Annotated in this window: 23 protein-coding genes; 16 read left to right on the top strand and 7 right to left on the bottom strand. The window is 60.4% G+C overall.

The window, feature by feature from the left end:
* Window positions 1-19: 19 nt before the first annotated feature.
* Together AC193Q_RS26810 and AC193Q_RS26805 are read right to left on the bottom strand one after the other, a co-directional pair.
* Window positions 20-274 carry a hypothetical protein gene (locus AC193Q_RS26810; RefSeq protein WP_131669914.1) on the bottom strand — a complete coding sequence of 85 codons (255 nt, stop codon included), beginning with the start codon at window positions 272-274 and terminating at the stop codon, window positions 20-22.
* 19 nt (window positions 275-293) lie between these two features.
* Window positions 294-635 carry a hypothetical protein gene (locus AC193Q_RS26805; protein ID WP_003222394.1) on the bottom strand — a complete coding sequence of 114 codons (342 nt, stop codon included), beginning with the start codon at window positions 633-635 and terminating at the stop codon, window positions 294-296.
* A 252-nt stretch (window positions 636-887) separates the two neighbouring features.
* Here AC193Q_RS26805 and rapA point away from each other — a divergent pair, with 252 nt between their 5' ends.
* Window positions 888-3734, top strand: a complete 2847-nt coding sequence (gene rapA / locus AC193Q_RS26800; protein WP_121184129.1) for an RNA polymerase-associated protein RapA — start codon at window positions 888-890, stop codon at window positions 3732-3734.
* Window positions 3735-3920: 186 nt separating this feature from the next.
* Here the strand turns inward: rapA and AC193Q_RS26795 are convergent, their stop codons facing one another.
* A complete protein-coding gene (locus AC193Q_RS26795; protein WP_121184127.1) occupies window positions 3921-5270 on the bottom strand; it encodes a spinster family MFS transporter in 1350 nt (449 codons plus the stop codon).
* Window positions 5271-5571: 301 nt separating this feature from the next.
* On the opposite strand from AC193Q_RS26795, the gene AC193Q_RS26790 reads away from it, so the two are divergent.
* On the top strand, window positions 5572-5940 hold the full coding sequence (locus tag AC193Q_RS26790; RefSeq protein WP_041070557.1) for a YkgJ family cysteine cluster protein: 369 nt from the start codon (window positions 5572-5574) through the stop codon (window positions 5938-5940).
* A gap of 147 nt (window positions 5941-6087) precedes the next feature.
* Entirely contained in the window at window positions 6088-8370 is a 2283-nt protein-coding gene (locus AC193Q_RS26785) for a bifunctional diguanylate cyclase/phosphodiesterase (protein ID WP_121184125.1), read from the top strand.
* Here the strand turns inward: AC193Q_RS26785 and AC193Q_RS26780 are convergent.
* Complete coding sequence (locus AC193Q_RS26780) at window positions 8261-9157, bottom strand: NAD(P)-binding domain-containing protein (RefSeq protein ID WP_183082835.1); 897 nt, start codon at window positions 9155-9157, stop codon at window positions 8261-8263. The genes AC193Q_RS26785 and AC193Q_RS26780 overlap by 110 nt on opposite strands.
* A gap of 197 nt (window positions 9158-9354) precedes the next feature.
* On the opposite strand from AC193Q_RS26780, the gene AC193Q_RS26775 reads away from it, so the two are divergent.
* Window positions 9355-11553 carry a hypothetical protein gene (locus AC193Q_RS26775; RefSeq protein ID WP_041070561.1) on the top strand — a complete coding sequence of 733 codons (2199 nt, stop codon included), beginning with the start codon at window positions 9355-9357 and terminating at the stop codon, window positions 11551-11553.
* A gap of 315 nt (window positions 11554-11868) precedes the next feature.
* Here AC193Q_RS26775 and AC193Q_RS26770 read toward each other — a convergent pair whose 3' ends face one another.
* A complete protein-coding gene (locus tag AC193Q_RS26770) occupies window positions 11869-12174 on the bottom strand; it encodes a DUF2288 domain-containing protein (protein WP_121184123.1) in 306 nt (101 codons plus the stop codon).
* Window positions 12175-12527: 353 nt separating this feature from the next.
* On the opposite strand from AC193Q_RS26770, the gene AC193Q_RS26765 reads away from it, so the two are divergent.
* The 9 genes from AC193Q_RS26765 (at window position 12528) to AC193Q_RS26725 (ending at window position 20252) form a co-directional block, all read left to right on the top strand.
* Window positions 12528-13655: a branched-chain amino acid ABC transporter substrate-binding protein gene (locus AC193Q_RS26765; protein ID WP_047292128.1), complete on the top strand. Its 1128-nt coding sequence runs from the start codon at window positions 12528-12530 to the stop codon at window positions 13653-13655.
* A gap of 230 nt (window positions 13656-13885) precedes the next feature.
* Window positions 13886-14809 (top strand): high-affinity branched-chain amino acid ABC transporter permease LivH, encoded by a 924-nt coding sequence (gene livH / locus AC193Q_RS26760; protein ID WP_027614381.1) that lies wholly within the window; start codon window positions 13886-13888, stop codon window positions 14807-14809.
* Window positions 14806-16062, top strand: coding sequence for a high-affinity branched-chain amino acid ABC transporter permease LivM (locus tag AC193Q_RS26755; RefSeq protein ID WP_047292126.1), 1257 nt, complete (start codon window positions 14806-14808; stop codon window positions 16060-16062). Before livH ends, AC193Q_RS26755 begins: the two co-directional genes overlap by 4 nt.
* Complete coding sequence (gene livG / locus AC193Q_RS26750) at window positions 16059-16826, top strand: high-affinity branched-chain amino acid ABC transporter ATP-binding protein LivG (RefSeq protein ID WP_047292124.1); 768 nt, start codon at window positions 16059-16061, stop codon at window positions 16824-16826. Before AC193Q_RS26755 ends, livG begins: the two co-directional genes overlap by 4 nt.
* Window positions 16827-17528, top strand: a complete 702-nt coding sequence (locus AC193Q_RS26745; protein WP_003222380.1) for an ABC transporter ATP-binding protein — start codon at window positions 16827-16829, stop codon at window positions 17526-17528.
* A gap of 274 nt (window positions 17529-17802) precedes the next feature.
* Window positions 17803-18111, top strand: a complete 309-nt coding sequence (locus AC193Q_RS26740) for a BufA1 family periplasmic bufferin-type metallophore (RefSeq protein ID WP_121184121.1) — start codon at window positions 17803-17805, stop codon at window positions 18109-18111.
* Window positions 18112-18136: 25 nt separating this feature from the next.
* The gene (gene bufB, locus AC193Q_RS26735; RefSeq protein WP_483879013.1) at window positions 18137-19024 is read left to right on the top strand and encodes an MNIO family bufferin maturase; all 888 of its coding nucleotides are present in this window, start codon (window positions 18137-18139) and stop codon (window positions 19022-19024) included.
* Complete coding sequence (locus AC193Q_RS26730) at window positions 19021-19779, top strand: HvfC/BufC N-terminal domain-containing protein (RefSeq protein ID WP_483879012.1); 759 nt, start codon at window positions 19021-19023, stop codon at window positions 19777-19779. Before bufB ends, AC193Q_RS26730 begins: the two co-directional genes overlap by 4 nt.
* Window positions 19776-20252, top strand: a complete 477-nt coding sequence (locus tag AC193Q_RS26725; protein WP_121184115.1) for a DoxX family protein — start codon at window positions 19776-19778, stop codon at window positions 20250-20252. Before AC193Q_RS26730 ends, AC193Q_RS26725 begins: the two co-directional genes overlap by 4 nt.
* A 116-nt stretch (window positions 20253-20368) precedes the next feature.
* Here AC193Q_RS26725 and AC193Q_RS26720 read toward each other — a convergent pair whose 3' ends face one another.
* Complete coding sequence (locus tag AC193Q_RS26720) at window positions 20369-21283, bottom strand: LysR family transcriptional regulator (RefSeq protein WP_121184113.1); 915 nt, start codon at window positions 21281-21283, stop codon at window positions 20369-20371.
* 104 nt (window positions 21284-21387) lie between these two features.
* Here AC193Q_RS26720 and AC193Q_RS26715 point away from each other — a divergent pair, with 104 nt between their 5' ends.
* Entirely contained in the window at window positions 21388-21987 is a 600-nt protein-coding gene (locus tag AC193Q_RS26715) for a short chain dehydrogenase (RefSeq protein WP_121184111.1), read from the top strand.
* 21 nt (window positions 21988-22008) lie between these two features.
* Here AC193Q_RS26715 and AC193Q_RS26710 read toward each other — a convergent pair whose 3' ends face one another.
* A complete protein-coding gene (locus AC193Q_RS26710; protein WP_121184109.1) occupies window positions 22009-23115 on the bottom strand; it encodes an acyltransferase family protein in 1107 nt (368 codons plus the stop codon).
* A 144-nt stretch (window positions 23116-23259) separates the two neighbouring features.
* On the opposite strand from AC193Q_RS26710, the gene AC193Q_RS26705 reads away from it, so the two are divergent.
* Complete coding sequence (locus tag AC193Q_RS26705) at window positions 23260-23913, top strand: COG3650 family protein (protein ID WP_121184107.1); 654 nt, start codon at window positions 23260-23262, stop codon at window positions 23911-23913.
* 97 nt (window positions 23914-24010) lie between these two features.
* Entirely contained in the window at window positions 24011-25624 is a 1614-nt protein-coding gene (locus AC193Q_RS26700) for an NAD(P)/FAD-dependent oxidoreductase (RefSeq protein ID WP_041070589.1), read from the top strand.
* The last annotated feature ends 37 nt before the right edge of the window (window positions 25625-25661 follow it).

Below are 25661 nucleotides of genomic sequence, written 5' to 3'. Positions count from 1 at the left end.
CAAAGGATGCAGGGGGAGATCAACGCTTTTTCGGTTTCTTTTTCGGCTTTTTCTGGGTTTTTCCCAACGGCATGGCCTGCTCGAAGGCCTTGCGCACTTCGTTCAGCCGCTTTTCGTTGAGATCATGCACACGCTTGGCGCGTTCAGTGCCGAGGTCGATCAGTTTTTCATCTTGGCTCATGGCGTTCAGCGCATCACTTGAAGAAAACACAACTGCCGCATCAGCGGCAGGGCTGCGCCAATCATGCAGCCTGACACCGGCACCCGACAACAATTCGTGTAAATCGGCGGGCTCAGATCTCGATATCGACCCACAAGCCCTGGCGCGGCTGATCTTCCATCAGCGGCACCACCGGCACAGTGTTGTCGGCATTGAGCTCGGTGCCCGGCACGGCGAGGTGTTCTTCCGGGTCTTCGTCGGCTTCGCGACGGCGCCGATCGCGTTCCTGTTGACGGCGCTGTTCTTCGCGCGCCAGCAGACGATCCTCTTCCGGATCGCGCTTTTGCAGGTCGATCGTGCTTTCGTTGGAGCTTTCCTGCACCGGCACCACCGGAGGAATGTCCGGCCGCTGGCGAATCGGATCCTGCTGGGAAGTGATCGGCACAGCGCTCAGGGGGAGCATCGGTGGCAGCATATAAAGGGTCTCCTGTCAGCAAGCTATCGGCTGCGGCAAAGGCGCCTTGAGCCACTGGTCGCAAACTTGTGACCGGGTTGGCACTGCAGGAGCTGCCGAAGGCTGCGATCTTTTAATGGGACAACGTAGAACTCAGGTGTTTCCGTAGATCAAAAGATCGCAGCCTGCGGCAGCTCCTACCCAGTAATCTTTGGCCCTGAAGCCTGCATTCCGTTAAGATAGCCCGCTTTTTCAAGGTGGGAGTCAGGCAGCATGGCGCAGCAGTATCAACCGGGGCAACGCTGGATCAGTGACAGCGAAGCAGAGCTTGGTTTAGGCACCGTTCTGGCACAGGACGGCCGCTTGTTGACCGTGCTCTACCCGGCCACTGGCGAAACCCGCCAGTACGCGCTACGGAATGCGCCCCTCACCCGCGTGCGGTTCTCGCCGGGTGACACGATTACTCACTTCGAAGGCTGGAAGATGACCGTGCGCGAAGTCGACGATGTCGACGGGCTGATGGTCTATCACGGTCTCAACGGGCAGAACGAAGCCGTCACCCTGCCGGAAACCCAGCTGTCGAACTTCATTCAGTTCCGTCTGGCCAGCGACCGTCTGTTCGCCGGACAGATCGACCCGCTGCCATGGTTCTCCCTGCGCTACAACACCCTGGAACACACCAGCCGCCAATTGCAGTCCTCGCTCTGGGGCCTGGGCGGCGTGCGTGCGCAACCGATCGCGCACCAGTTGCACATCGCCCGTGAAGTCGCCGACCGCATCGCGCCACGGGTTCTGCTGGCAGACGAAGTGGGTCTGGGGAAAACCATCGAAGCCGGCCTGGTGATCCATCGCCAACTGCTCTCGGGCCGCGCCAATCGCGTGCTGATTCTGGTGCCGGAAAACCTGCAGCATCAGTGGCTGGTGGAAATGCGCCGCCGCTTCAACCTGCAGGTCGCACTGTTCGACGAAGAACGCTTCATTGAAAGCGATGCCACCAACCCGTTCGAAGACACCCAGCTGGCACTGGTTGCCCTGGAATGGCTGGTCGAAGACGAGAAGGCGCAGGATGCCCTGTTCGCCGCCGGCTGGGACCTGATGGTGGTCGACGAAGCCCATCACCTGGTGTGGCACGAAGACAAGGTCAGCCCGGAATACGCGCTGGTCGAGCAACTGGCGGAAGTGATTCCCGGCGTACTGCTGCTCACCGCGACCCCGGAACAACTCGGCCAGGACAGCCACTTTGCCCGTCTGCGCCTGCTCGACCCGAACCGTTTCCACGACCTGGCCGCCTTCCGCGCCGAGAGCGAGAACTATCGCCCGGTGGCCGAAGCCGTGCAGGAGCTGCTCGACAAGGGACGCCTGTCGCCCGAAGCGCACAAGACCATCCACGGTTTCCTCGGCAACGAAGGCGAAGCCCTGCTGACCGCGGTCAACGATGGCGACAGCGAAGCCAGCGCCCGTCTGGTGCGTGAGCTGCTCGACCGCCACGGCACCGGCCGCGTACTGTTCCGTAACACCCGCGCCGCGGTGCAGGGTTTCCCCGAGCGTAAACTGCACCCTTACCCGCTGCCATGCCCGGACGAATACCTCGAACTGCCGCTGGGCGATCACGCCGAGCTGTACCCGGAAGTCAGCTTCCAGGCCCAGCCGGACGCCAGCGAAGAAGAGCGCTGGTGGAAATTCGACCCGCGCGTCGAGTGGCTGATCGATCAGCTGAAAATGCTCAAGCGCACCAAAGTGCTGGTGATCTGCGCCCACGCCGAAACCGCGATGGACCTGGAAGACGCCCTGCGCGTGCGTTCCGGCATCCCGGCCACGGTGTTCCATGAAGGCATGAACATCCTTGAGCGTGACCGCGCCGCCGCCTACTTCGCCGACGAAGAGTTCGGCGCGCAAGTACTGATCTGCTCGGAAATCGGCAGTGAGGGTCGCAACTTCCAGTTCGCTCATCACCTGGTGCTGTTCGATCTGCCATCGCACCCGGACCTGCTCGAGCAGCGCATCGGTCGTCTCGACCGGATCGGCCAGAAGCACATCATCGAACTGCACGTGCCGTACCTGGAAACCAGCCCGCAAGAGCGCCTGTTCCAGTGGTACCACGAAGCATTGAACGCGTTCCTCAACACCTGCCCGACCGGCAACGCCTTGCAGCATCAGTTCGGCCCGCGCCTGCTGCCGCTGCTCGAAGAAGCCGATGACGGCGAGTGGCAAGCACTGATCGACGAGGCCCGCACCGAGCGCGAGCGTCTGGAACAAGAGCTGCACACCGGTCGCGACCGTCTGCTGGAACTCAACTCCGGCGGTGCTGGCGAAGGGGATGCACTGGTCGAGGCGATCCTTGAACAGGACGACCAGTTCGCCCTGCCGATCTACATGGAAACCCTGTTCGACGCGTTCGGCATCGACAGCGAAGACCACTCGGAAAACGCCCTGATCCTCAAGCCGAGCGAGAAGATGCTCGACGCCAGCTTCCCGCTGGGCGACGACGAAGGTGTGACCATCACCTACGACCGCAACCAGGCGCTGTCGCGCGAAGACATGCAGTTCATCACCTGGGAACACCCGATGGTGCAGGGCGGCATGGACCTGGTGCTGTCCGGTTCGATGGGCAACACCGCCGTCGCGCTGATCAAGAACAAGGCACTGAAACCGGGCACCGTGCTGCTGGAACTGCTCTACGTCAGCGAAGTGGTTGCCCCGCGTTCGCTGCAACTGGGCCGTTACCTGCCGCCGGCCGCCTTGCGCTGCCTGCTCGACGCCAACGGTAACGACCTGTCGCCACGGGTCTCGTTCGCAACCCTCAACGATCAACTGGAAAGCGTACCTCGCGCCAGCGCCAACAAGTTCATCCAGGCCCAGCGCGATCAGCTGACGCCACGGATCAACGCGGGTGAAGACAAGATCACCCCGCGTCACGCCGAGCGCGTGGCCGAGGCCCGTCGTCGTCTGGCCGCCGATACCGACGAAGAACTGGCGCGCCTGACCGCATTGCAAGCGGTCAACCCGACCGTGCGCGACAGCGAACTGGATGCGTTGCGCCAGCAGCGTGAACAGGGTCTGGCGATGCTGGATAAAGCGGCGCTGCGTCTGGAAGCGATTCGGGTGTTGGTGGCGGGTTAAACCACCCTGCCCCACCGCTGTAAATGAAAAGGCCCGCAGTGATGCGGGCCTTTTTGTTTGTCTGTTATTTATCAGCTGATGCTGATGGCCCCATCGCTGGCAAGCCAGCTCCCACAGGGTTTGGAGTGTTTACAAATTATGCGTGTGACTCGGTCACTGTGGGAGCTGGCTTGCCAGCGATAGCAATCATGCAGTCGCCACAGAAACATCAGGCTCAACCACTGCCACCAACCCCTCCTTCATCCGCTGCGCATCCCGGACAAAACACCGCGCCGCCAGAAACAGAAACACCATGGTCAAGAACAGCGCCACCGGAATCAGGTACATCGCATCATGCAGGCCGACAGCCTTGAACGCCTCGGTCATCTGTTCGGCGCCTGCAGAGACCATGGCCGATTTCGCAAAGTGATCGGACAAGGCCCCCACCACCACCGGCCCCAATCCGCCGCCGAGCAAGTACAGACCGGCAAAGAACAACGCCATCGCCGTCGCACGCAGACGCGGCTCGACCACGTCCTGAATCGCCGTGTACACGCAGGTGTAGAAGTTATAGGCAAACAGCCAGCCGACGCTGAACACCGCGACGAACACGCCAATCTCGACCCGTCCGGCGTGCAACGCCCAGGCCGTGCACAGGGTCGAGATGATCAGGCTGACGCCGGCAAACAGCAGCCGGCCGTTGGCGACTCGTTGATGAATCTTGTCAGCGATCCAGCCGCCGAGTGTCAGACCGATCAACCCGGTGATCCCCACAATCACCCCGGTCGCCACCGCCGCGTCCTGCAACGGCATCAGGAAATACCGCTGCAGCATTGGCACCAGAAACGAGTTGCAGGCATAGGTGGCGAAGTTGAAGCACAAGCCTGCCATCACCAGCCACAGGAATGTCGGCACGGCGAGGACACGGCGGATCGGTCTGTCGACTTTATCCTGGGACACCTGCACGATTTCCGCCGCACCGCGCTTGGGTTCCTTGATGAAGAACATGAACACCGCGAGGATCAGCCCCGGCACCGCCGCGATAAAGAACGGCGCGCGCCAGCTGTCGAACGCCTTGACCATCGCACCGATGGTGAAGAACGCCAGCAACAATCCCAATGGCAACCCGAGCATGAAAATGCCCATGGCCCGCGCCCGGCGGTGCGCCGGGAACAGGTCGCCGATCAGCGAGTTGGCGGCCGGCGCGTAACTGGCTTCACCAATGCCGATCCCCATGCGCACCAGCAGAAAGCTCCAGAAGCTGCCAACCAGGCCGTTGACCGCCGTCAGTGCGCTCCAGGTCGCCAGGCCCCAGCCCATCAATTTGCTGCGCGAGCCAGTGTCGGCCATGCGGCCTAACGGCAGACCGGCAATCGCATAAACCAGGGTAAACGCGGTACCGACGATCCCCAGTTGAAAGTCACTCAGGTGCCACTCCATGCGGATCGGCTCGATGATGATCGCTGGAATGGTGCGGTCGAAGAAGTTGAACAGGTTGGCAAGGAACAACAGGAACAGAATGCGCCAGGCATTCGCCGCTTGGGTCGAGTTCTGCATGGGTCCGTCTCTTTATTGTTATGAGGGCTTCACTGCCGACGCATCCGAGCCCGGAACCTGCAATCTAGACAGGCGGTGCGTAGCTGTCTGTGATCATTCGTCAAGCTGATAATGAGCCATGGCACTGTAAAGAAACGTAAGCCCTTGATAACGCAGCAATCCCCCGTAAACCGGGGGTTTTGCGGCAAAACCCGGCTACAAAAAAATACTTTCGCGCCCCCCTTCCCAAGTTCATGGCGAAGCCTAGAATAGCCGCCGGATCCGTCCGGATTCGCCGATCAACCCCTTTGATGCCCTCCTAATGTCCGAAGTCAGTCCGTGTCTGAATTGCGGTGCCTGCTGTTCCCATTTTCGCGTGTCTTTTTTCTGGGGTGAATGCGCCTCCTCCGGTGGCACAGTGCCCGATGAGCTGGTGACGCAGATCAGCCCGAGCCGGGTGGCGATGAACGGCACCGATTGCAAATCACCGCGTTGTACGGCGCTGGTCGGCGAGGTGGGCAGTCAGGTCCAGTGCTCGATTTATGAGCAGCGCTCCAGCCCCTGCCGCGAATTCGAATCGTCCTGGGAGAACGGCGAACAGAATGTCGATTGCGACAAGGCCCGCGCCCGCTTCGGCTTGCCGCCGCTCGAGAAGGACTGGAATCAGATCCCCTACGACCAGAGCGCCTGACGCTTAGCGCCAATCGCTATGAGGCTCATGCCGAAATGGTTGGCGCCAATATGCCACTATCGCTTGCACGATAAAAACCGCCTCTATACTCCTCTCATTCGCCTGCGTTTCTGACGCAGAAGGGACGACTTCAGAGACGGGGATGCTATGGAGTGGCTTGGTTTGCAGTTTGTTACCGAGCTGCCGGACGGCGGGCAGGTCATTCTCGATTGCACACATAATCCCTTGCTGGTGCTGGTGGCTTATCTGGTCGCCTGCGCCGCGAGTTTTGCCACCCTCGACATGGCCGAGCGGGTCGGCCATGCCGAAGACCCGGGCTCGCAACGGGTCTGGCGCTGGATCGGCGCCACTTGCCTGGCCGGCGGTATCTGGGCCATGCACTTCATTGCCATGCTGGCGTTCCAGACCCCGATCGAAATCCATTACGAACTGGCCACCACCCTGTTTTCCCTGGTGATCGCCCTGCTCGCTTCGTGGCTGGCGATGCACACCCTGAGCGTGCCCCATCCCTCACGGGTGCATTACCTGAAAACCGCCATCGTCATTGGCTTGGGCATAGCCGGCATGCATTACGTCGGCATGGCGGCGATGCACTCGGTGGCCACCGCCTATTACGAGCCGCTGTCGTTCTGCCTGTCGATCGTGATTGCGATCAGCGCCAGTTTCGCCGCGCTGTGGGTCGCCGGTTACTTGCGTGAAGGCAGTGGGCGTTTTCATCAACTGTTCAAATACACCGCTGCGATCATTCTCGGCGCCGGCATCATCAGCATGCATTTCACCGGAATGGCCGCGTTGCATCTGGTGTTGCCCGAAGGCGCCACGCCCACCTTGAGTGCCGAAACCAATCACCTGCAACTGGGCCTGACCATCGCGCTGATCACACTGTTGATTCTCGGCAGCGCGATCAGCGCGGCACTGGCCGACAAGAAACTGCAGAGCAAGGAGCAGGATCTGCGCCGAGTCAATGCCCTGCTCAGCCAGCTCGATCAGGCTCGGATGTCGCTGCAACAAGTGGCCAATTACGACGCCCTGACCAACCTGATCAACCGTCGCGGTTTCAACCAGATCTTCGCCGAGAAACTCAGCCAGAAAACCAGCGAAGGCGGCATGCTCGCGGTGATGTTTCTCGATATCGACCACTTCAAGCGGATCAATGACAGCCTCGGCCATGACGCCGGCGACGCCCTGCTCAAAGTCATCGCCAACCACATCAAAGGCTCGGTGCGCAGCCATGACGACGTGGTCGCACGCTTTGGCGGTGACGAGTTCTGCATCCTGATCGGCCTGCACGACCGCGAGGAAGCGCGCAGCATGGCGCAACGGATCATGCAGAAAATGAAGGAGCCGATCGAACTGGCCGGACGTCGTATGGTGATGACCACCAGCATCGGCATCAGCCTGTTCCCCGACGACGGCACCACCTGCGAAGAACTGCTCAAGCACGCCGATCTGGCGTTGTATCAGTCCAAGGGTGCCGGGCGTAACGGCCTGCATTTTTTCAGTTCGAACATGAAGACCCGCGCCAGCCTCGAACTGCAACTGGAAGAAGAGCTGCGCCTGGCTTTGCGTGAAGACCACGGGCTGACGCTGTATTACCAACCCATCTTCGAACTGAAAACCGGCCGGGTGACCAAACTCGAAGCGTTGATTCGCTGGCAGCATCCGCTGCATGGCCTGCTGGCCCCGGACCGTTTCATCGCGATTGCCGAAACCAACGGCCTGATCGCCGAACTGGACAACTGGGTGTTGCGCCGGGCCTGCACCGACCTCGGCGAACTGACGCGCCACGGCTGCAACGAACTGAAAATCGCCTGGAACTGCTCACCGCTCAACCTGGCCCGGGAAGAACTGGCCAACGAAATCGAAAGTGCACTGCGCAGCGCTGGCGTCGCGCCGGAACGGCTGGAGCTGGAAGTCACCGAAAACGCGCTGATGGGCAACATCGCCAACACGCTGGTGCTGTTGCGGCAGATCCGGGCCCTCGGCGTATCGCTGTCGATCGACGACTTCGGCACCGGATACTCATCATTGGCCTACCTCAAACGCCTGCCGCTCAATACGCTGAAAATCGATCGTTCGTTCATCCTCGACATTCCTGCGGCGACTGCCGACATGGAGATCGTCCAGGCGATCATCGTCATGGCCCACACCCTGCACTTGCAGGTGGTGACCGAAGGCGTGGAAAGCCTGGAACAGTACGAGTTTCTCGAACGTTCGGGCTGCGACTTCATTCAGGGGTATCTGCTCAGCCGCCCGGTGCCGCTGGATGAACTCCGTCCGGTGCTCGAGGAAATCAATCAGCGCAAACACGCACATTCGGTCAATCCACTGAGTCTGGCGCGCGGTACATGTGTACCAGAGTCGCTGGATCCTTCTGCAAAAAACCCTGCGCCCCATGCAGGCGCATCAGTTGTGCGGCCAATCCGCTGATCGGCGTGGCCGAGCCTTGTTCGCGAGAGAATTTCACCGCCGTATCGAGATCCTTGAGCAGCGTGCGCACGTGCCATTTCACCGGTTCAAAACGGCTTTCGGCCATTTGCGGGGCGAGGATCTGCAGCGGTTTCGAATCGGCAAAGCCACCGGCCAGCGCTTCGGCAATCAAGCGCGCATCGACTCCAGCCTGTTCGGCCAGCGCCACCACTTCGGCAATCACCAACGCGTTGCAGGCGACGATCATCTGATTGCAAGCCTTGGTCACCTGCCCGGCGCCGATGCCGCCCATGTGCGTGACGCGCTGACCGAGGTTGAGCAACATCGGGCGCACCCGATCCAGATCCGTCACCGCACCACCGACCATGATCGCCAGGCTGCCCGCCTCGGCACCGACCACGCCGCCGGAGACCGGTGAATCAAGCCAGGCCATGCCGGTCCTGCCTGCCAAGTCGGCGGCCATCTCGCGAGTAGCCGTCGGTTCGAGGCTGGAGAAGTCCACCAGCAACTGGCCGTTTTTCGCACCTTCAACAACCCCGCCGGCGCCAAACACCACCTCGCGCACCACCGCCGTATCGGCCAGACACAGCATCACCACGTCCGCGTGTTCGCACAGCTCGGCTGGAGTCGCCACCTGCCGGGCGCCAGCTTCAACCAGGGGCGCGCACTTGGCCGGGTTGCGGTTCCACACGGTCAACGGGTAGCCCGCCGCCAGTAAACGCTGGCACATCGGCAAGCCCATCAGGCCGATTCCGGCAAAACCCAACGAAGGTAGCGTTGACATCATTTTGCCTCTTTTCAATTAAAGATCACCGAATAATGGCCGATTCATGAACGATCAGGAAAGGATTCCCCCGCGCGACGATCAGGCCAAGCCCCTGACGCCCGGGCCAAATACGCGCAGTCAAAGACGCGAGATCCTCTTTCCGTGAGGCTCGATGACAACGGTCGCCGAGCCAACCCTGTCCAGGTATATGGCGCACAATGACTTCTAAAAACAATCCGGCCACTGCGGTATCCGATCTGCCCCTGAGCCCTGCGGCGAACAGCCCGGCTCCGATGAAGCCATTGCCTCCTTCGCGCCCGCTGGGCACTCAGCAATATCTGTACTACACCGAAACCAACACCGACCGCATCCTCGACAACCTCGACGGTCTGCGTGACCTGGTGTTCCCGCGCCCGCCGCACCTGGAAGGCGACAACGAACAGCACAACGACCAGGAATTCCCGTCGGTGTGCCTGATCGGCCTCGGTCGCTGCGGCTCGAACATCGCCCTCGACGTCGCGGAGCTGGTGTACAACGCGCGCAAGTTCTACCTCAACGAATTCAACAACGAAGACCGCGCCGCTGACCGGCGTCTGGCCGACAAGGGCTACAGCCCGGCCCAGTGGATCAAGCAGAATCTGCGGATCGGCCCGAACAAGTCGAGCAAACCGGTGTTCCTGGTCGAACCGCTGGTGATGCTCGGCGACCTCGACAAGGACATTGCCGGGCGCATCCGATTCTCGCGCAAGGGCGAGAAAAGCGGCTTTCTGCGCGACTACAGCAAAATGAAGATCATGGATTTGTCCGAAGTCCATGCCGGTGGCGCCGGTAACGCGCCGATCCTCGGTCAGTACCTGGCCAAGATCATCCTCAACAAGGACACCCAGCGTTTCTCCAGCCCTGACTGGAAAATGATCCACTCGTACCTGATCGACAGCTGCGGCATCAAGGCCAACCAGTCGCGCCTGTACTTCTCGATCTTCAGTGCGGGCGGCGGTACCGGTTCGGGCATGGCTTCGGAATTCGGCCTGGCCCAGCAGCACTCGTACATGAACAAGACGTTCGACACCAAGCCGATGGACGAGCATGACGGCAAGAGCGGGCATTCGTTCGTGTTCGAGCCGATCTTCACCAGCGGCATCTGCGTGCTGCCGAACATTTCCGATCACCGCAGCGAAATGTCCGAGGCGCTGCACATCAACGCCGGACGCCTGTTGTGCAAATACCTGTCGGAAGAATGGGATTTCTCCTACAACTTCGCCAATGAAGACAGCAGCGAAGCCAGCGTCATGGGCCGTATTCGCCCGTGGAACGCGATGATGCTGATCTCCAACGACATCATGCGTTACGCCGAAGAGAGCGATGACGGCAACATCCAGAACATTGATGTCAATGCGATGGAGAAGCACGCCAACCAGTACATCTCGCAGCAGATCTTCAACATTCTGACGGCGCAGGCGGTGACCACCGACTACGACCAGAACTACTTCCGTCGCGCCGGCATCGACATCGGCGAAACCATTCGCCTCGACGCCAACGACCTGTTTATGAGCCTGGCCGGCCCGGTGGCGATTGCCTACGCCGAATCGGTGGTGCCGGAAACCCCGCCGCCGAGCAGCGACAAGTTCAAGGTGTTCGACAAAGAGCCGCAGCGCCTGAACATCGACGATCTGTTCTTCCGCTCGATCGACCTGCCGCACTTCAACAAGGTCACCCAGGCCATCGAAGGCATCAGCCTGCTGCCAATCGAATCCAAGCGCTATCGCGCGTCGCTGGAGCAGTACAAGAATTCCGGCTACGACGCCGCCGCGCTGCACGACTTGCACTTCTTCAAGAACTGCTCGTCGGTGGTGTCGATCGTTTCGTTGCCGAAAGACTACAAGCTGTCCTACATGGACCTGAACCGGTTGAAGACCCACCTCAACAGCCTGTTCCCCAACACCACGCTCAAGCGTTATGCGCTGGTGATCGGTGCGTCGGCCAACCTGTCGCTGACCACCCTGATCGCCAAGAGCCCGTGTCTGTCGGACGACTTCCTGACCCTGATCGTGGCGTTCATCAAGCGTTGCTTCGCCAAGACCCCGTACCGTTTCGACGAGACCCTGGACAACTCGATCCTCGACTTCATCATTAATGAAGACTTTGACGAAGACCGCATCGACGATCTGCTCAACGAATTCGAGAACCCGGCGAAGATCCTCGACACCAACTGGTACGCGATCAAACCGATGTACGAGAAGAAGTACCGCGAACTGATCAACGACAAGGACAAGTTTGTTTCGATCAACGACATTCGCCTGTCGCGCGATTGCGTGAAGAAATCGATCAAGTACCTGCGCGAGATCTACCGTCACCGGATCGGCAAGACCAAGGTTATTTCGCTGAATAACCATACGGGCAAGACTTACTCGGTCTGATTGACGACCGAGTCGCCCCAATCGCTGGCAAGCCAGCTCCCACCAGGTCCATGTGAACACAACCATTTGTGAACACCACACAACCTGTGGGAGCTGGCTTGCCAGCGATGGGGCCCGCAAACTCCCTATCTCAGCCCTTCCAACATCCAGAAACAATTAAGCAGCCCTCAGGCTGCTCAATAAACTGTTCCCGTTACGTTTACGTCACCGTTATGCCACCCGCGCTTGTGGTGTTTCTCTACGGCAACGTGCCATCACGCTACTCGGCTACACACTTTTCGCCGCTGGTCAGACGCACCACAAAGGTGCGCAGTCTCAGGCAGTCGCCCTTTCCTGGACCAGAATCCACGGACTCACCACCACCGCCCACAGCGCTGGATCACGCTCGAAAATATCCAGCGCCCGCGTTTCAGACAGCTTGGCGACCTTGTCTTCGGCCAGCCAGGCGGCGACTTTCTCGCCATTGTCCGAGGCCACGGCCTCGGCGGCGGCGATCAAATCCAGGGCCGGGTCGACCCACAATAGGGCACCCTTGGCGAAGAACGGCTCCAGCTCTTTCCAGGTAATAGATGCGGTTTCACCAAGCAGCTTGGCATAGAGGGTGCTAGGTTCTTGATTCATGGGACTGTCCGGAAAAGAAATCGACGCGAATGATAACGTCGGTGGTCCGGCAGGAAAAACCCGGTTGCAAATGGCTTCACCGAACGAAAAGAGCAGGAACGCCAAGGAATGCTGCTGTTTGGGGCATAAGCCCCCCGAAAGCCCCGCCGCAATTCTGTCTTTTTCATTCAAAAATGCGACACCCACAAGTTTTGCCCCCTGGCGCCAGCTTCCCAGGCCAACAACCGGCGCTCTACACTGTACCGGTACAGTTGCCGGGGGCATTTCCGGAGGGTATCGCCAAGATATCTGACCCGGTTCTGCTGCTACGGCGCCAGAACTCAAAAAAATTACAACAGTAAGAGTGGAGCACTATGACTAAGGCTACTAAGCAGATTTCCAAACTGTTTGCCGCTATGGTTCTGGCCGGGGTTGCCAGCCATTCGTTCGCCGCTGACACCATCAAGATCGGTATCGCCGGCCCTAAAACCGGTCCTGTAGCCCAATACGGCGACATGCAATTCAGTGGCGCGAAAATGGCCATCGAGCAGATCAACGCCAAGGGCGGCGTCGACGGCAAGAAACTCGAAGCCGTTGAATACGATGACGCGTGCGATCCGAAACAAGCCGTAGCGGTTGCGAACAAGGTCGTCAACGACGGCGTCAAGTTCGTGGTTGGTCACCTGTGCTCCAGCTCCACTCAGCCAGCTTCGGACATCTACGAAGACGAAGGCGTGGTGATGATTACCCCGGCTGCCACCAGCCCGGACATCACCGCCCGTGGTTACAAAATGGTCTTCCGCACCATCGGTCTGGACAGCGCCCAGGGCCCTGCCGCCGGTAACTACATTGCCGATCACGTGAAGCCGAAAATCGTTGCCGTCCTGCACGACAAGCAGCAATACGGTGAAGGCATCGCCACCGCCGTCAAGGCGACTCTTGAGAAGAAAGGCGTGAAAGTCGCCGTGTTCGAAGGCGTCAACGCCGGCGACAAAGACTTCTCCTCGATGATCGCCAAGCTCAAACAAGCCAACGTCGACTTCGTTTACTACGGCGGCTACCACCCGGAGCTGGGCCTGATCCTGCGTCAATCCCAGGAAAAAGGCCTGAAAGCCAAGTTCATGGGCCCGGAAGGCGTGGGTAACGACTCCATTTCGCAGATCGCCAAAGAGTCCTCCGAAGGCCTGCTGGTGACCCTGCCGAAATCCTTCGACCAGGATCCGGCCAACGTTGCCCTGGCAGATGCGTTCAAGGCGAAGAAAGAAGACCCGAGCGGCCCGTTCGTGTTCCCTTCCTACTCGGCGGTTGAAGTGATTGCCGAAGGCATCAAGGCAGCCAAGTCCGAAGACGCAGCCAAAGTGGCCGAAGCCATTCACGCCGGCACCTTCAAGACCCCTACCGGCGACCTGAGCTTCGACGCCAAGGGCGACCTGAAGGACTTCAAGTTTGTGGTTTACGAGTGGCACTTCGGCAAACCGAAAACTGAAGTTTCGCCTCAGTAAGGCGCGCCCTGACTGACTGCCAATAAAGCCCACGGCGTGCCGTGGGCTTTGTTTTACGAATGTATGGGCCGCGCTGGCGTGATCCGCCAGTCTCCCCACCTGAAAATCTCAAAACCGTCATCAGCGGTTCGCTGGCAAAACCCGGATTCGAAGTGGATAAAGATCCACGGGGCCGGGCGGGAAAATGACTCCACCAGTGAAATGCGTATCAGGTTTTTAGGAGCGTTGTAATGCCTGACATCTATCACTTCTTCCAACAGCTGGTTAATGGCCTGACCATTGGCAGCACGTATGCCCTGATCGCCATCGGCTATACGATGGTTTACGGCATCATTGGAATGATCAACTTCGCCCATGGCGAGGTGTACATGATCGGTTCCTACGTGGCGTTCATCGCCATCGCCGGGCTGGCCATGATGGGAATCGACAACGTCCCGCTGTTGATGACCGCCGCGTTCATCGCGAGCATCGTCGTCACCAGTTCCTACGGTTACAGCATCGAACGGATTGCCTACCGCCCCCTGCGCGGCAGCAACCGTCTGATCCCGCTGATTTCCGCGATCGGTATGTCGATCTTCCTGCAGAACACGGTTCTGCTCGCGCAAGACTCCAAGGACAAATCCATCCCCAACCTGATCCCCGGCAACTTCTCCATCGGGCCAGGTGGCGCACATGAAGTGCTGATTTCCTACATGCAAATCGTGGTGTTCGTGGTGACCCTGGTCGCCATGCTCGGCCTCACGCTGTTCATCTCCCGCTCTCGCCTGGGTCGCGCCTGCCGCGCCTGCGCCGAAGACATCAAGATGGCCAACCTGCTGGGCATCAACACCAACAACATCATCGCCCTGACCTTCGTCATCGGTGCCGCGCTGGCAGCCGTTGCGGCTGTGCTGCTGAGCATGCAGTACGGCGTGATCAACCCCAACGCCGGTTTCCTCGTCGGCCTCAAGGCTTTCACCGCTGCGGTACTGGGCGGCATCGGCAGCATCCCCGGCGCCATGCTCGGCGGGCTGGTGCTCGGGGTGGCGGAAGCCTTTGGCGCCGATATCTTCGGCGACCAGTACAAGGACGTCGTGGCTTTCGGCTTGTTGGTTCTGGTGCTGTTGTTCCGTCCGACCGGCATTCTGGGCCGTCCGGAGGTTGAGAAAGTATGACTAGGAATCTTAAACAGGCACTGTTCAGTGCCTTGCTGGTGTGGGCCGTGGCCTACCCGGTACTCGGTCTCAAACTGACCATCGTCGGCATCAACCTCGAAGTGCACGGCACCAGCCCGGCCATTCTGGCGACCATCGCCATCTGCTCGGTGCTGATGTTCCTGCGGGTGCTGTTCAACCAGCAGATCAGCAAGGCGTGGAAATCCTCGCCGGGCCTGCCGTTGATCCCGGCCAAGGCCAGCAACTTCCTGACCCTGCCGACCACGCAGCGCTACATCATCATTGCGCTGATTCTGGGTGCGCTGGTGTGGCCGTTCTTCGGCTCGCGTGGCGCGGTGGACATTGCCACGCTGATCCTGATCTACGTGATGCTCGGCCTCGGCCTGAACATCGTGGTGGGTCTGGCCGGTCTGCTCGATCTGGGTTACGTCGGCTTCTATGCCGTCGGCGCCTACAGCTACGCGCTGCTGTCGCACTACTACGGCCTGAGCTTCTGGATCTGCCTGCCGATTGCCGGCCTGATGGCGGCGACGTTCGGCTTCCTGCTGGGCTTCCCGGTGTTGCGTCTGCGCGGTGACTATCTGGCGATCGTGACCCTGGGTTTCGGCGAGATCATCCGGCTGTTCCTGCGTAACCTGACCGACATCACCGGTGGTCCGAACGGTATCAGCAACATCGAGAAACCGACGTTCTTCGGCCTGACCTTCGAACGCAAAGCGGCGGAAGGCCTGCAAACCTTCCACGAGTACTTCGGCCTCGAATACAACTCGATCAACAAGGTGATTTTCCTGTACCTGGTTGCCCTGTTGCTGGCACTGGCGGCGCTGTTCATCATCAACCGTCTGCTGCGCATGCCGATCGGCCGTGCGTGGGAAGCGCTGCGTGAAGACGAAATCGCCTGCCGTGCGCTTGGCCTCAACCCGACCGTGATCAAGCTGTCGGCGTTCACCCTGGGTGCGAGCTTCGCCGGTTTCGCCGGCAGCTTCTTCGCCGCTCGTCAGGGACTGGTGACGCCGGAATCGTTCACTTTCATCGAGTCGGCGATCATCCTCGCCATCGTTGTGCTGGGTGGCATGGGCTCGCAGCTGGGCGTGATTCTCGCGGCCGTGGTGATGATCCTGTTGCCGGAAATGATGCGTGAGTTCAGCGAATACCGGATGTTGATGTTCGGTGCGCTGATGGTGTTGATGATGATCTGGCGTCCACAAGGTCTGCTGCCGATGCAACGCCCACACATGGAGTTGCGAAAATGAGCCGTGAGATCCTGAAAGTCGAAAACCTGAGCATGCGCTTCGGCGGCTTGCTGGCGGTCAATGGCGTGGCCCTGACCGTCAAGGAGAAACAAGTGGTGGCGCTGATCGGGCCGAACGGCGCGGGCAAGACCACCGTGTTCAACTGCCTGACCGGTTTCTACCAGCCATCGGGCGGCAGCATCCTGCTCGACGGCGAGCCGATCCAGGGTCTGCCGGGGCACAAGATCGCCCTCAAGGGCGTGGTGCGCACCTTCCAGAACGTGCGGCTGTTCAAGGACATGACGGCGGTCGAGAACCTGTTGATCGCGCAGCACCGTCACCTGAACACCAACTTCCTGTCCGGCCTGTTCAAGACCCCGGCGTTCCGCAAGAGCGAGCGCGAGGCCATGGAATACGCCGAATACTGGCTGGAAAAGGTCAACCTGAAAGAGTTCGCCAACCGTACCGCCGGCACCCTGGCCTACGGTCAGCAACGGCGTCTGGAAATCGCCCGCTGCATGATGACCCGTCCGCGGATCCTCATGCTCGACGAACCGGCCGCCGGCCTGAACCCGAAGGAAACCGAAGACCTCAAGGCGCTGATCAGCGTGCTGCGTGAAGAGCACAACGTCACCGTGCTGCTGATCGAACACGACATGAAACTGGTCATGAGCATTTCCGACCACATCGTCGTGATCAACCAGGGCACGCCGCTGGCCAATGGCACGCCGGAACAGATCCGCGACAATCCTGAAGTGATCAAAGCCTACCTGGGGGAAGCGTAAATGCTGCAGTTCGAAAACGTTTCCACCTTCTACGGCAAGATCCAAGCCCTGCACAGCGTCAACGTCGAAGTCCGTCAGGGCGAGATCGTGACCCTGATCGGCGCCAACGGTGCCGGCAAGTCCACGCTGCTGATGACGCTGTGCGGTTCGCCGCAGGCGCACAGCGGCAGCATCCGCTACATGGGTGAGGAACTGGTCGGCCAGGACTCGTCGCAGATCATGCGCAAGAGCATCGCCGTGGTGCCGGAAGGTCGTCGGGTGTTTGCCCGTCTGACCGTTGAAGAGAACCTGTCGATGGGCGGTTTCTTCACCGACAAGGGCGACTATCAGGAGCAGATGGACAAGGTCCTCGGCCTGTTTCCGCGCCTGAAAGAACGCTTCAACCAGCGCGGCGGCACCATGTCCGGCGGCGAACAGCAGATGCTCGCCATCGGCCGTGCGCTGATGAGCAAGCCGAAACTGCTGCTGCTCGACGAGCCGTCGCTGGGCCTGGCACCGATCATCATCCAGCAGATCTTCGACATCATCGAACAACTGCGCAAGGACGGTGTAACGGTGTTCCTGGTCGAGCAGAACGCCAACCAGGCGCTGAAAATCGCTGACCGTGCGTACGTTCTGGAGAACGGCCGCGTGGTCATGCAAGGTACCGGTGAAGCACTGCTCACCGACCCGAAAGTACGCGAGGCGTACCTCGGCGGTTGAGGCTTTTCGCTGAACAAAAAAACGGCCTTCGGGCCGTTTTTTTATACCTCACACATCCTCCGTGTAGGAGCTGCCGCAGGCTGCGATCTTTTGATCTGGCTTCTGGTTTAAAAATCAAAGTCGAAAGATCGCAGCCTGCAGCAGCTCCTACAGGGTTTTGCATTTTTTCTGAAAAATTTCAGCTGCGCTGTAACGCATCGCCATGAGCGTTCTCTAGTGGGGTAAGCAAGCGCACTTCGCTTGTAAAACCCAAGCTCAAATCTGGAGAAACATCATGACTGCTACCACTCGCACCCTGTCCGCCGCTGCACTGGTTCTGGCTCTTGGTTCCGCCCTGAGCATGACTGCCGTTTCCAGCGCCAACGCCGCCGACAACAGCAACATGGAAAAATGCTTCGGTGTGGCCATGAAGGGTCACAACGATTGCGCCGCAGGCGCAGGCACCACATGTGCCGGCACCGCGAAAATGGATTACCAGACCAACTCCTGGAAGTTCGTGCCAAAAGGCACCTGCACCACCACCGAGAGCAAGACCTCGCCGACCGGCTTCGGTCAGATGGAAGCCTTCAAAGCCAAGTCCTGATCCACGACCTGCCCGAGTGACGCTCATGTTCACCCTCAACGAACCTGTCCCACCGCGCACTCGGGCAGCCCTCTGCGGGCTCCCGCCCCGCGCGGGGCTGGGACTCAAGACCGGGCACTTTCGTGAAGTGCTCGGCACCCGACCGGACATCGGTTTCTTCGAAGTCCACGCCGAAAACTACATGGTCGACGGCGGTCCGTTTCATCATTTTCTCGGGTTGATCCGCGAGCAGTATCCGCTGTCGCTGCACGGCGTCGGGCTGTCGATCGGGGCCGAGGGGCCACTGGATCTGCAACACCTGCAACGCCTGCAAACACTGATCGAGCGTTATCAACCGCAAGCCTTTTCCGAACACCTGGCCTGGTCGAGCCACGGCCCGGTGTTCCTCAATGACCTGCTGCCGCTGGCGTATGACACGCCGACGCTTGACCGCGTCTGCGCGCATATCGACCAGGTGCAGAACACCCTCAAGCGTCCGATGCTGCTGGAAAATCCAGCGACCTATCTTGGCTTCGAGCGCTCGACCATCGATGAGCCGGCGTTCATCACCGAGGTGATCCGCCGCAGCGGTTGCGGTCTGCTGCTTGACGCCAGCAACGTCTACGTCTCGTGCATCAATCATCAACGCGATCCACTGACCTACCTCGAGGCGCTGCCATTACACGCTGTCGGCGAGATTCACCTGGCCGGGTTCGCCGAAGACGCCGACAGCCTCGGCGATCGCTTGCTGATCGATGATCACGGCGCGCCGGTTGATGATGCCGTCTGGGCGTTATACCGACAGGCACTCGAACGTGTTGGCCCGGTGGCAACCTTGATCGAACGGGACAATCACCTCCCGGCGTTCAACGTGCTGCTGGCCGAGGCGCAGCAGGCCGAAGCGTTGCTGCGGCGCTCAAGGAATCAGCCATGAGCACTCAAGCCGACTTCAGCGCCGCCCTGCTCGACACTCACCTGCCCTGCCCCGCTGGCCTGTACAGTGCCAACGGCGCTGATCCTGCCAGCCGGTTTTCGGTGTATCGCAATAACGTGCAAGGCTCATTGATCAACGCGCTGGCCGACAGTTATCCGGTGGTGCAGCAGTTGGTCGGCGAAGAATTCTTTCGCGGCATGGCCAGCATTTTTATTCAGCAGCAGCCGCCGCACAGTCCGTTGATGAGCCGTTATGGTGACGGACTGGCGGACTTCATTGATGCATTCGAACCGGCGGCCGGGGTGCCGTATCTCGCCGATGTCGCACGGCTCGAACGCTTGCGCACCCGCGCTTATCACGCCGCCGATGCGGCGACAGTCAGTGCGCAACAGATCAGCGCTGCACTGGCCGATCCGCAAACACTGGCGGAACTGAACATCACCCTGCATCCCTCGCTGCACCTGCTCAACTCCGCCTACGCAGTGGTTTCGATCTGGGCCGCACATCAGCAGGACACCACACTGGCGGGTATCGATATCCATCAAGGGCAACACGCACTGGTGCTGCGCAACGGTCTGGAGGTCGAGGTCTTTGCCCTCGATCACGGCGCCAGCGTATTCATCCGCCATCTGCTCCATCACCGACCGCTGCTGCAAGCGGCGCAAGACAGCCCGCCCTTCGATCTGCCGCAGACCCTCGCCCTGCTGATCGGCCACCACGCCATCACCGACCTGAACAACAAGGTATCGCCATGAACAACCTCATCACTCGCGCCATCGGGCTAATGGAAAAGATTCCCCACAGCCTGATCGCCTTCATCGCCCGGTTCTCGATTGCCGCGGTGTTCTGGAAGTCCGGGCAGACTAAGGTCGAGGGCCTGGCCATCGATTTGATCGATGGCACCGTTCAACTCGGCTGGCCACACTTGGCGGACTCGACGATTCCGTTGTTCCAGAGCGAATACCACGTACCGCTGCTGGCACCGGAAATCGCCGCGCACATGGCAGCGTTCGCCGAACACTTTTTCCCGGTGCTGATATTGATCGGCTTCGCCACGAGATTTTCAGCGTTGGCGCTGCTGGGCATGACGCTGGTCATCGAGGTGTTCGTCTATCCCGATGCCTATCCGACCCATGGCACCTGGGCGGCGGTGTTGCTGTACCTGATGGCGACCGGGCCGGGGAAATTGTCGATCGATCACATGATCGCCAGGTACTACAAACGCTGATGTCTGATGTCTCTGTAGGAGCTGCCGAAGGCTGCGATCTTTTGATTTTCAAGGTCAAAAGATCGCAGCCTTCGGCAGCTCCTACAGAGGTATCACGGTTATCACGGGCATCGTAGTCAATGCGCCAGGCGATCCAGTGCCTCGCCGCTGCGTTTGAACCAGCCAATCAGATAATCCGCCAGCACCTGCGTGCGTTTGGGCAACCCGCCCTGATAGGGGTGGACCAGATACATCGGCATCCGGCGCGTCTGAAAATCGCGCAACAGCCAGCGCAACCGGCCGTCAGCCAGTTCCGTTTGCAGCAGATACGACGGCAACCGTGCGATACCGGCGCCGGCCAGGGCGGCTTTCTTCAGCAGGTTGTAATGGTTGCTGGCGAACGGCCCCGACACCCGCACCCGCAGCAATTCGTGCTGTTGGTGATACAGCCATTCTTCGCGGCCACTGTAATGGCTGTTGAGCAGGCAGCGGTGTTCGGCCAGCTCCTGCGGGGTCAGCGGTGCGCCGAATTGTTCAAGGTATATCGGGCTGGCGCAGGTCATTTCCTGCCACGCCAGCAGGGGTTTGGCCACCAACCGCTCGTCATTGGCCACCTCGGAGCGAATCGCCAGATCGAAGCCGTCCCGGGACAGGTCGCGATAGTGGTTGTTCAGCTCCAGCTCGATCTGCACCTCTGGATACTTCTGCGAGAACTCCAGCAGCAAGCCGTCGAAAAACGTTTCCCCCAGCGACACCGGCACTGTCATCCGCACCGGACCGGCCATGTCGTCTTTCAAACGCGCCAACGCCTGACGTGCCCGCTCCACTTGCACCACCAGCGCCTGGGCTTGCGGCAACAATGCCGCGCCCGCCGCCGTCAGGCTCAAGCGGCGCGTGGTGCGTTGCAGCAACACCACGGAAAACTGCGCCTCCAGCTGACTGATACGTTTGGACAACTGGCCCTTGCTGCAACCCAGCTGCTGCGCTGCCAAGGTAAAACTGCCGGCCTCGATCAACACCGCGAACGCCGCGAGATCATCCATTTCACTCATGGACTGTTTCCATTTGAAAACCAAAGGTTGCCTATTAGTGCGCTTATCCGCAGAAAAAACCACTCTAGACTGAAACCTCGTTCAACCCATTGAGGAACAGTCCCATGAAGATTCTGTTGATCGGTGCCGCCGGCACCATCGGTTCGGCCGTGGATAAAGAGCTGAGCCAGCGTCACGAAGTGATTCGTATCGGTCGCAGCAGCGGCGACTTCCGGGTCGACATCAGCGACAGCGACTCGATTCGCCGGCTGTTCGAGCAAACCGGCAAGTTCGACGCGCTGATCTGCGCAGCCGGCAACGTGACCTTCGCCCCACTCGGCGAGATGAACGCCGACAGCTTCGCCCTCGGCCTGAAAGACAAACTGATGGGCCAGGTCAACCTGCTGCTGATCGGCCGCGAATACGCCAACGACGGCGCCTCGTTCACCTTCACCAGCGGCGTGCTCAGCCACGACCCGATCCGTACCGGCGCCTCGGCGGCATTGGTCAACGGCGCACTGGACAGCTTCGTCAAAGCCGCCGCCATCGAACTGCCGCGCGGTCTGCGGGTGAACTCGATCAGCCCGACGGTGCTGCTGGAAGCCATGGGCAGCTACGCCCCGTACTTCCGTGGCTACAAGCCGGTGCCGGCGGCGGATGTGGCGCTGGCCTACGCGAAAAGTGTCGAAGGTCTGCAAACAGGGCAGACCTTTCACGTAGGCTGAATGCCTCGTAGGCAGGGGGCGTCAACGGGCCATCGCGGCAACCTTGTTGTGTCCCACTGTACGTCGGCGTATCCAACGTTGCACAGGGCGCTCGAACCCGTAGTGACACAACAGGCTGCTACCGATCAGCACCGCAAAAAACAACAGCAGGCTCCACGGCTGATAAAAAACGGCGCGTCCAGGCAGAAATTTATCGGCCAACAGCGCCGCGACAATTTGCAAGGGAAAGTGCAGCAGATAGGCGGCGAAACTGATGTCCCCCAGCCAGGACACACGGCGCGCCAGCGACTGCAACCATGGGTGGCAAGCGGCGACGGCAACAATGGTCAATGGAAACAGCACGGCAAACCTGACCAGCGGTGATTGCGCCGCATCGCCGCCGCACCACCACCAGCCAGCCCCGCAGGCCAGTACCAGGCCGGCAGCGACCCAGCGCACATCAAAGCGCCGCAACAGCCAGTCCGCAGCGATGTAACCCAGGCCGCCACAGAAAAACCCGAACACCCCGAGACTGATTTTGTACTGTGCCGGAAACACCCACAGGCTCACGGCAATCAACAACGCACTGAGCAGCAGCGGCGCCGGCGAGTAACGCCACAGCAGGAAAAACCCTGCGTACAGCAACACCTCCACCGATATCGACCATGCCGGGCCGTTGAACGACCAGCCTTGCTCCAACCCCCACGCGGGTGCCAGAAACACATTGAGCAGCGCGTGCCAGGCATCATTGAACGGATACACGAACGCATTCCCCGTGTGCGCACTATAGATTTTCTGCAACAGGGCGACCGCCAGGAACGTCAGCAGATGCAGTGGATAGATCCGGCTGAAACGCTCCATGAAAAACTGTTTGCCGCTGATCTCCCGTTGCGCCAGTCCTTTGGAAAACAGCCAGAAGAAGATAAACCCCGAAAGACTGAAAAACAGCGAGACCGCATCGCCGCCGTGGCGGTAGAACAGTGAAAACAGGCTATACAACGGTTGGTCTTCACGCTGCAAAGGGCCAGGCAGTGCGCCCTGGAAAAAGAAGTGCTGCCAATGCCAGAACACTACCGCCAATGCCGCGATGCCGCGCAGGGCGTCCAGCGCGTACAGCCGCTCAGGGAATACCGAAGGGTTTTGCTTCATGCACCATCAATCCATGCCCGCACAGGTACGCCACTATGCTGGCGGGTAACGGGCAACTCAATAGCCAGCCTGAACCGGCCACTCAAGTCTTGTGATCGACGGTCAGCCTGCGTAACGTGGCAGCACTTGTCTGGAGAGCCGAAGATGCGTGTTGCCCGTTCGTTGATCGTTGTTGCCTTGCTGCCATTGTTCGCCGCCTGCCAATTGTTTGATGGCCCGCGCGAAAGCGCATCCCATGTCGGGCAATCCCGGATGCAGGGGCAATTGACGGCGGCCGACGGCAAACTGGTGTTCCAGCCCTGTGGCGAACAACGTCAGTACGTGGTCAATGACATCGGCGGCACCAGCGTGCTGCAAGAGGCCGCGACCCTCGCCGATCAGCAGGGCAAGCTGTTTGCCGATGTACGCGGGAAGATCGCCGGCGACCGCCTCGACCTCGGCCAGTTGTATCGCGTCGAACGTTCCGGCACCGCCTGCGATGACCCGAATTTCAAGCTGTTGATCCTGCGTGCCGCCGGCCACGGTCCCGAGTGGAACGTCAAAGTCAGTGGCAAGGGCATGGTCATCGACCGTGAAGGCCAACCGGCGCTGGCCGTGCCGTATGTCGAAGAACAACTGGGCGACGGCCGCTTCAACCTCAGCAGCGAAGCCAACAACCAGCGCATCGAGTTATGGGTCGCGCCGCAACGCTGCGTCGACAGCAGCACCGGCAGCGTGCAGCACATGAGCGCCGAGCTGCGCATCGACGGCAAGGTCGAGCGTGGTTGCGGGTATTTCGGCGGATCGCGCAACGACTGAGCGTTTTAGCCTCACCGGATCCGGCCTTTGCGGCTTATAATCGCGGCCTTCAAACGCCCTGGCGCAGTTGTGCGCCCCGCGAATCCGGATCCTCGCCATGTTACGAATCACCGAACTCAAGCTGCCAATCGACCATCCCGAAGAAGACCTGCGTGCCGCCATCGTGCAGCGCCTGGGCATCGCCAGCGATGACCTGCTCGATTTCACCTTGTTCAAGCGCAGCTACGACGCGCGCAAAAAGTCCTCCGAACTGTGCTTCATCTACACCATCGACCTCACCGTGCGCGACGAGGCCAAGGTGCTGGGCAAGTTCGCCGACGACCGTAACGTCAATGTGGCGCCGGATGTCAGCTATAAATTCGTCGGTCAGGCGCCGAGCGACCTGAACCAGCGCCCGATCGTGGTCGGTTTCGGCCCGTGCGGGATCTTCGCCGGCCTGTTGCTGGCACAGATGGGCTTCAAGCCGATCATCCTCGAACGCGGCACCGAAGTCCGCCAGCGCACCAAGGACACCTGGGGTCTGTGGCGTAAAAGTGTGCTCAACCCCGAGTCCAACGTGCAGTTCGGCGAAGGCGGCGCGGGCACGTTCTCCGACGGCAAGCTGTACAGCCAGATCAAGGATCCGAAGTTCCTCGGCCGCAAAGTCCTGCACGAATTCGTCAAGGCCGGCGCGCCAGAAGAGATTCTCTATGTCAGCAAACCGCACATCGGGACCTTCCGTCTGACCGGCATGGTCGAGACCATGCGTGAAGAGATCCGCGCCCTGGGCGGCGAAGTACGCTTTCAGGAGCGCGTCACCGATGTGCTGATCGAAGACGGCCAACTGGTCGGCGTCGAACTGGCGAGCGGTGAAACCCTGCATTCGAAACACGTGATCCTGGCCCTCGGCCACAGTGCCCGCGACACCTTCCGCATGCTCCACAGCCGTGGCGTGTTCATGGAAGCCAAGCCGTTCTCGGTGGGTTTCCGCATCGAACACCCGCAGTCGCTGATTGACCGTGCGCGGCTGGGCAAGTACGCCGGCCACCCGAAGCTGGGCGCTGCCGATTACAAACTGGTGCACCACGCCAAGAACGGCCGTTCGGTCTACAGCTTCTGCATGTGCCCGGGCGGCACCGTGGTGGCGGCGACGTCCGAGCCGAATCGCGTGGTCACCAACGGCATGAGCCAGTACTCGCGTAACGAGCGCAACGCCAACTCCGGGATCGTCGTCGGCATCACTCCGGAAGTCGATTACCCGGGTGGCCCGCTGGCCGGTATCGAGTTGCAGGAGCGTCTGGAATCCCACGCGTTCATCCTCGGCGGCAGCGATTACAAGGCCCCCGCACAACTGGTCGGCGACTTCATCAACGGCACCCCGTCGACCGAACTGGGCGAAGTCGAGCCCTCGTACAAACCGGGCGTGGCCCTGGGCGACCTGGCCCTGGCGCTGCCGGACTTCGCCATCGAAGCGATCCGCGAAGCGTTGCCGGCGTTCGAGAAGCAGATTCGTGGCTACTCGCTGCACGATGCCGTACTGACCGGCATCGAAACCCGTACTTCGTCGCCGCTGCGCATCACGCGTAACGAGTCGCTGCAGAGCATGAACGTCAAAGGTCTGTTCCCGGCCGGTGAAGGCGCGGGGTATGCGGGCGGGATTCTGTCGGCGGGTGTCGACGGGATTCGGATTGCGGAAGCTGTGGCGCGGGATATTCTCGGCCTGGAAGCCTGATCAGCCAAATCTGCAAAACGCGCAATCCTGTGGGAGC

This window comes from Pseudomonas sp. F2, assembly GCF_057174385.1.
Note: the sequence above shows the minus strand (reverse complement) of the source record. Positions and strands in the feature narration are given on the sequence as shown.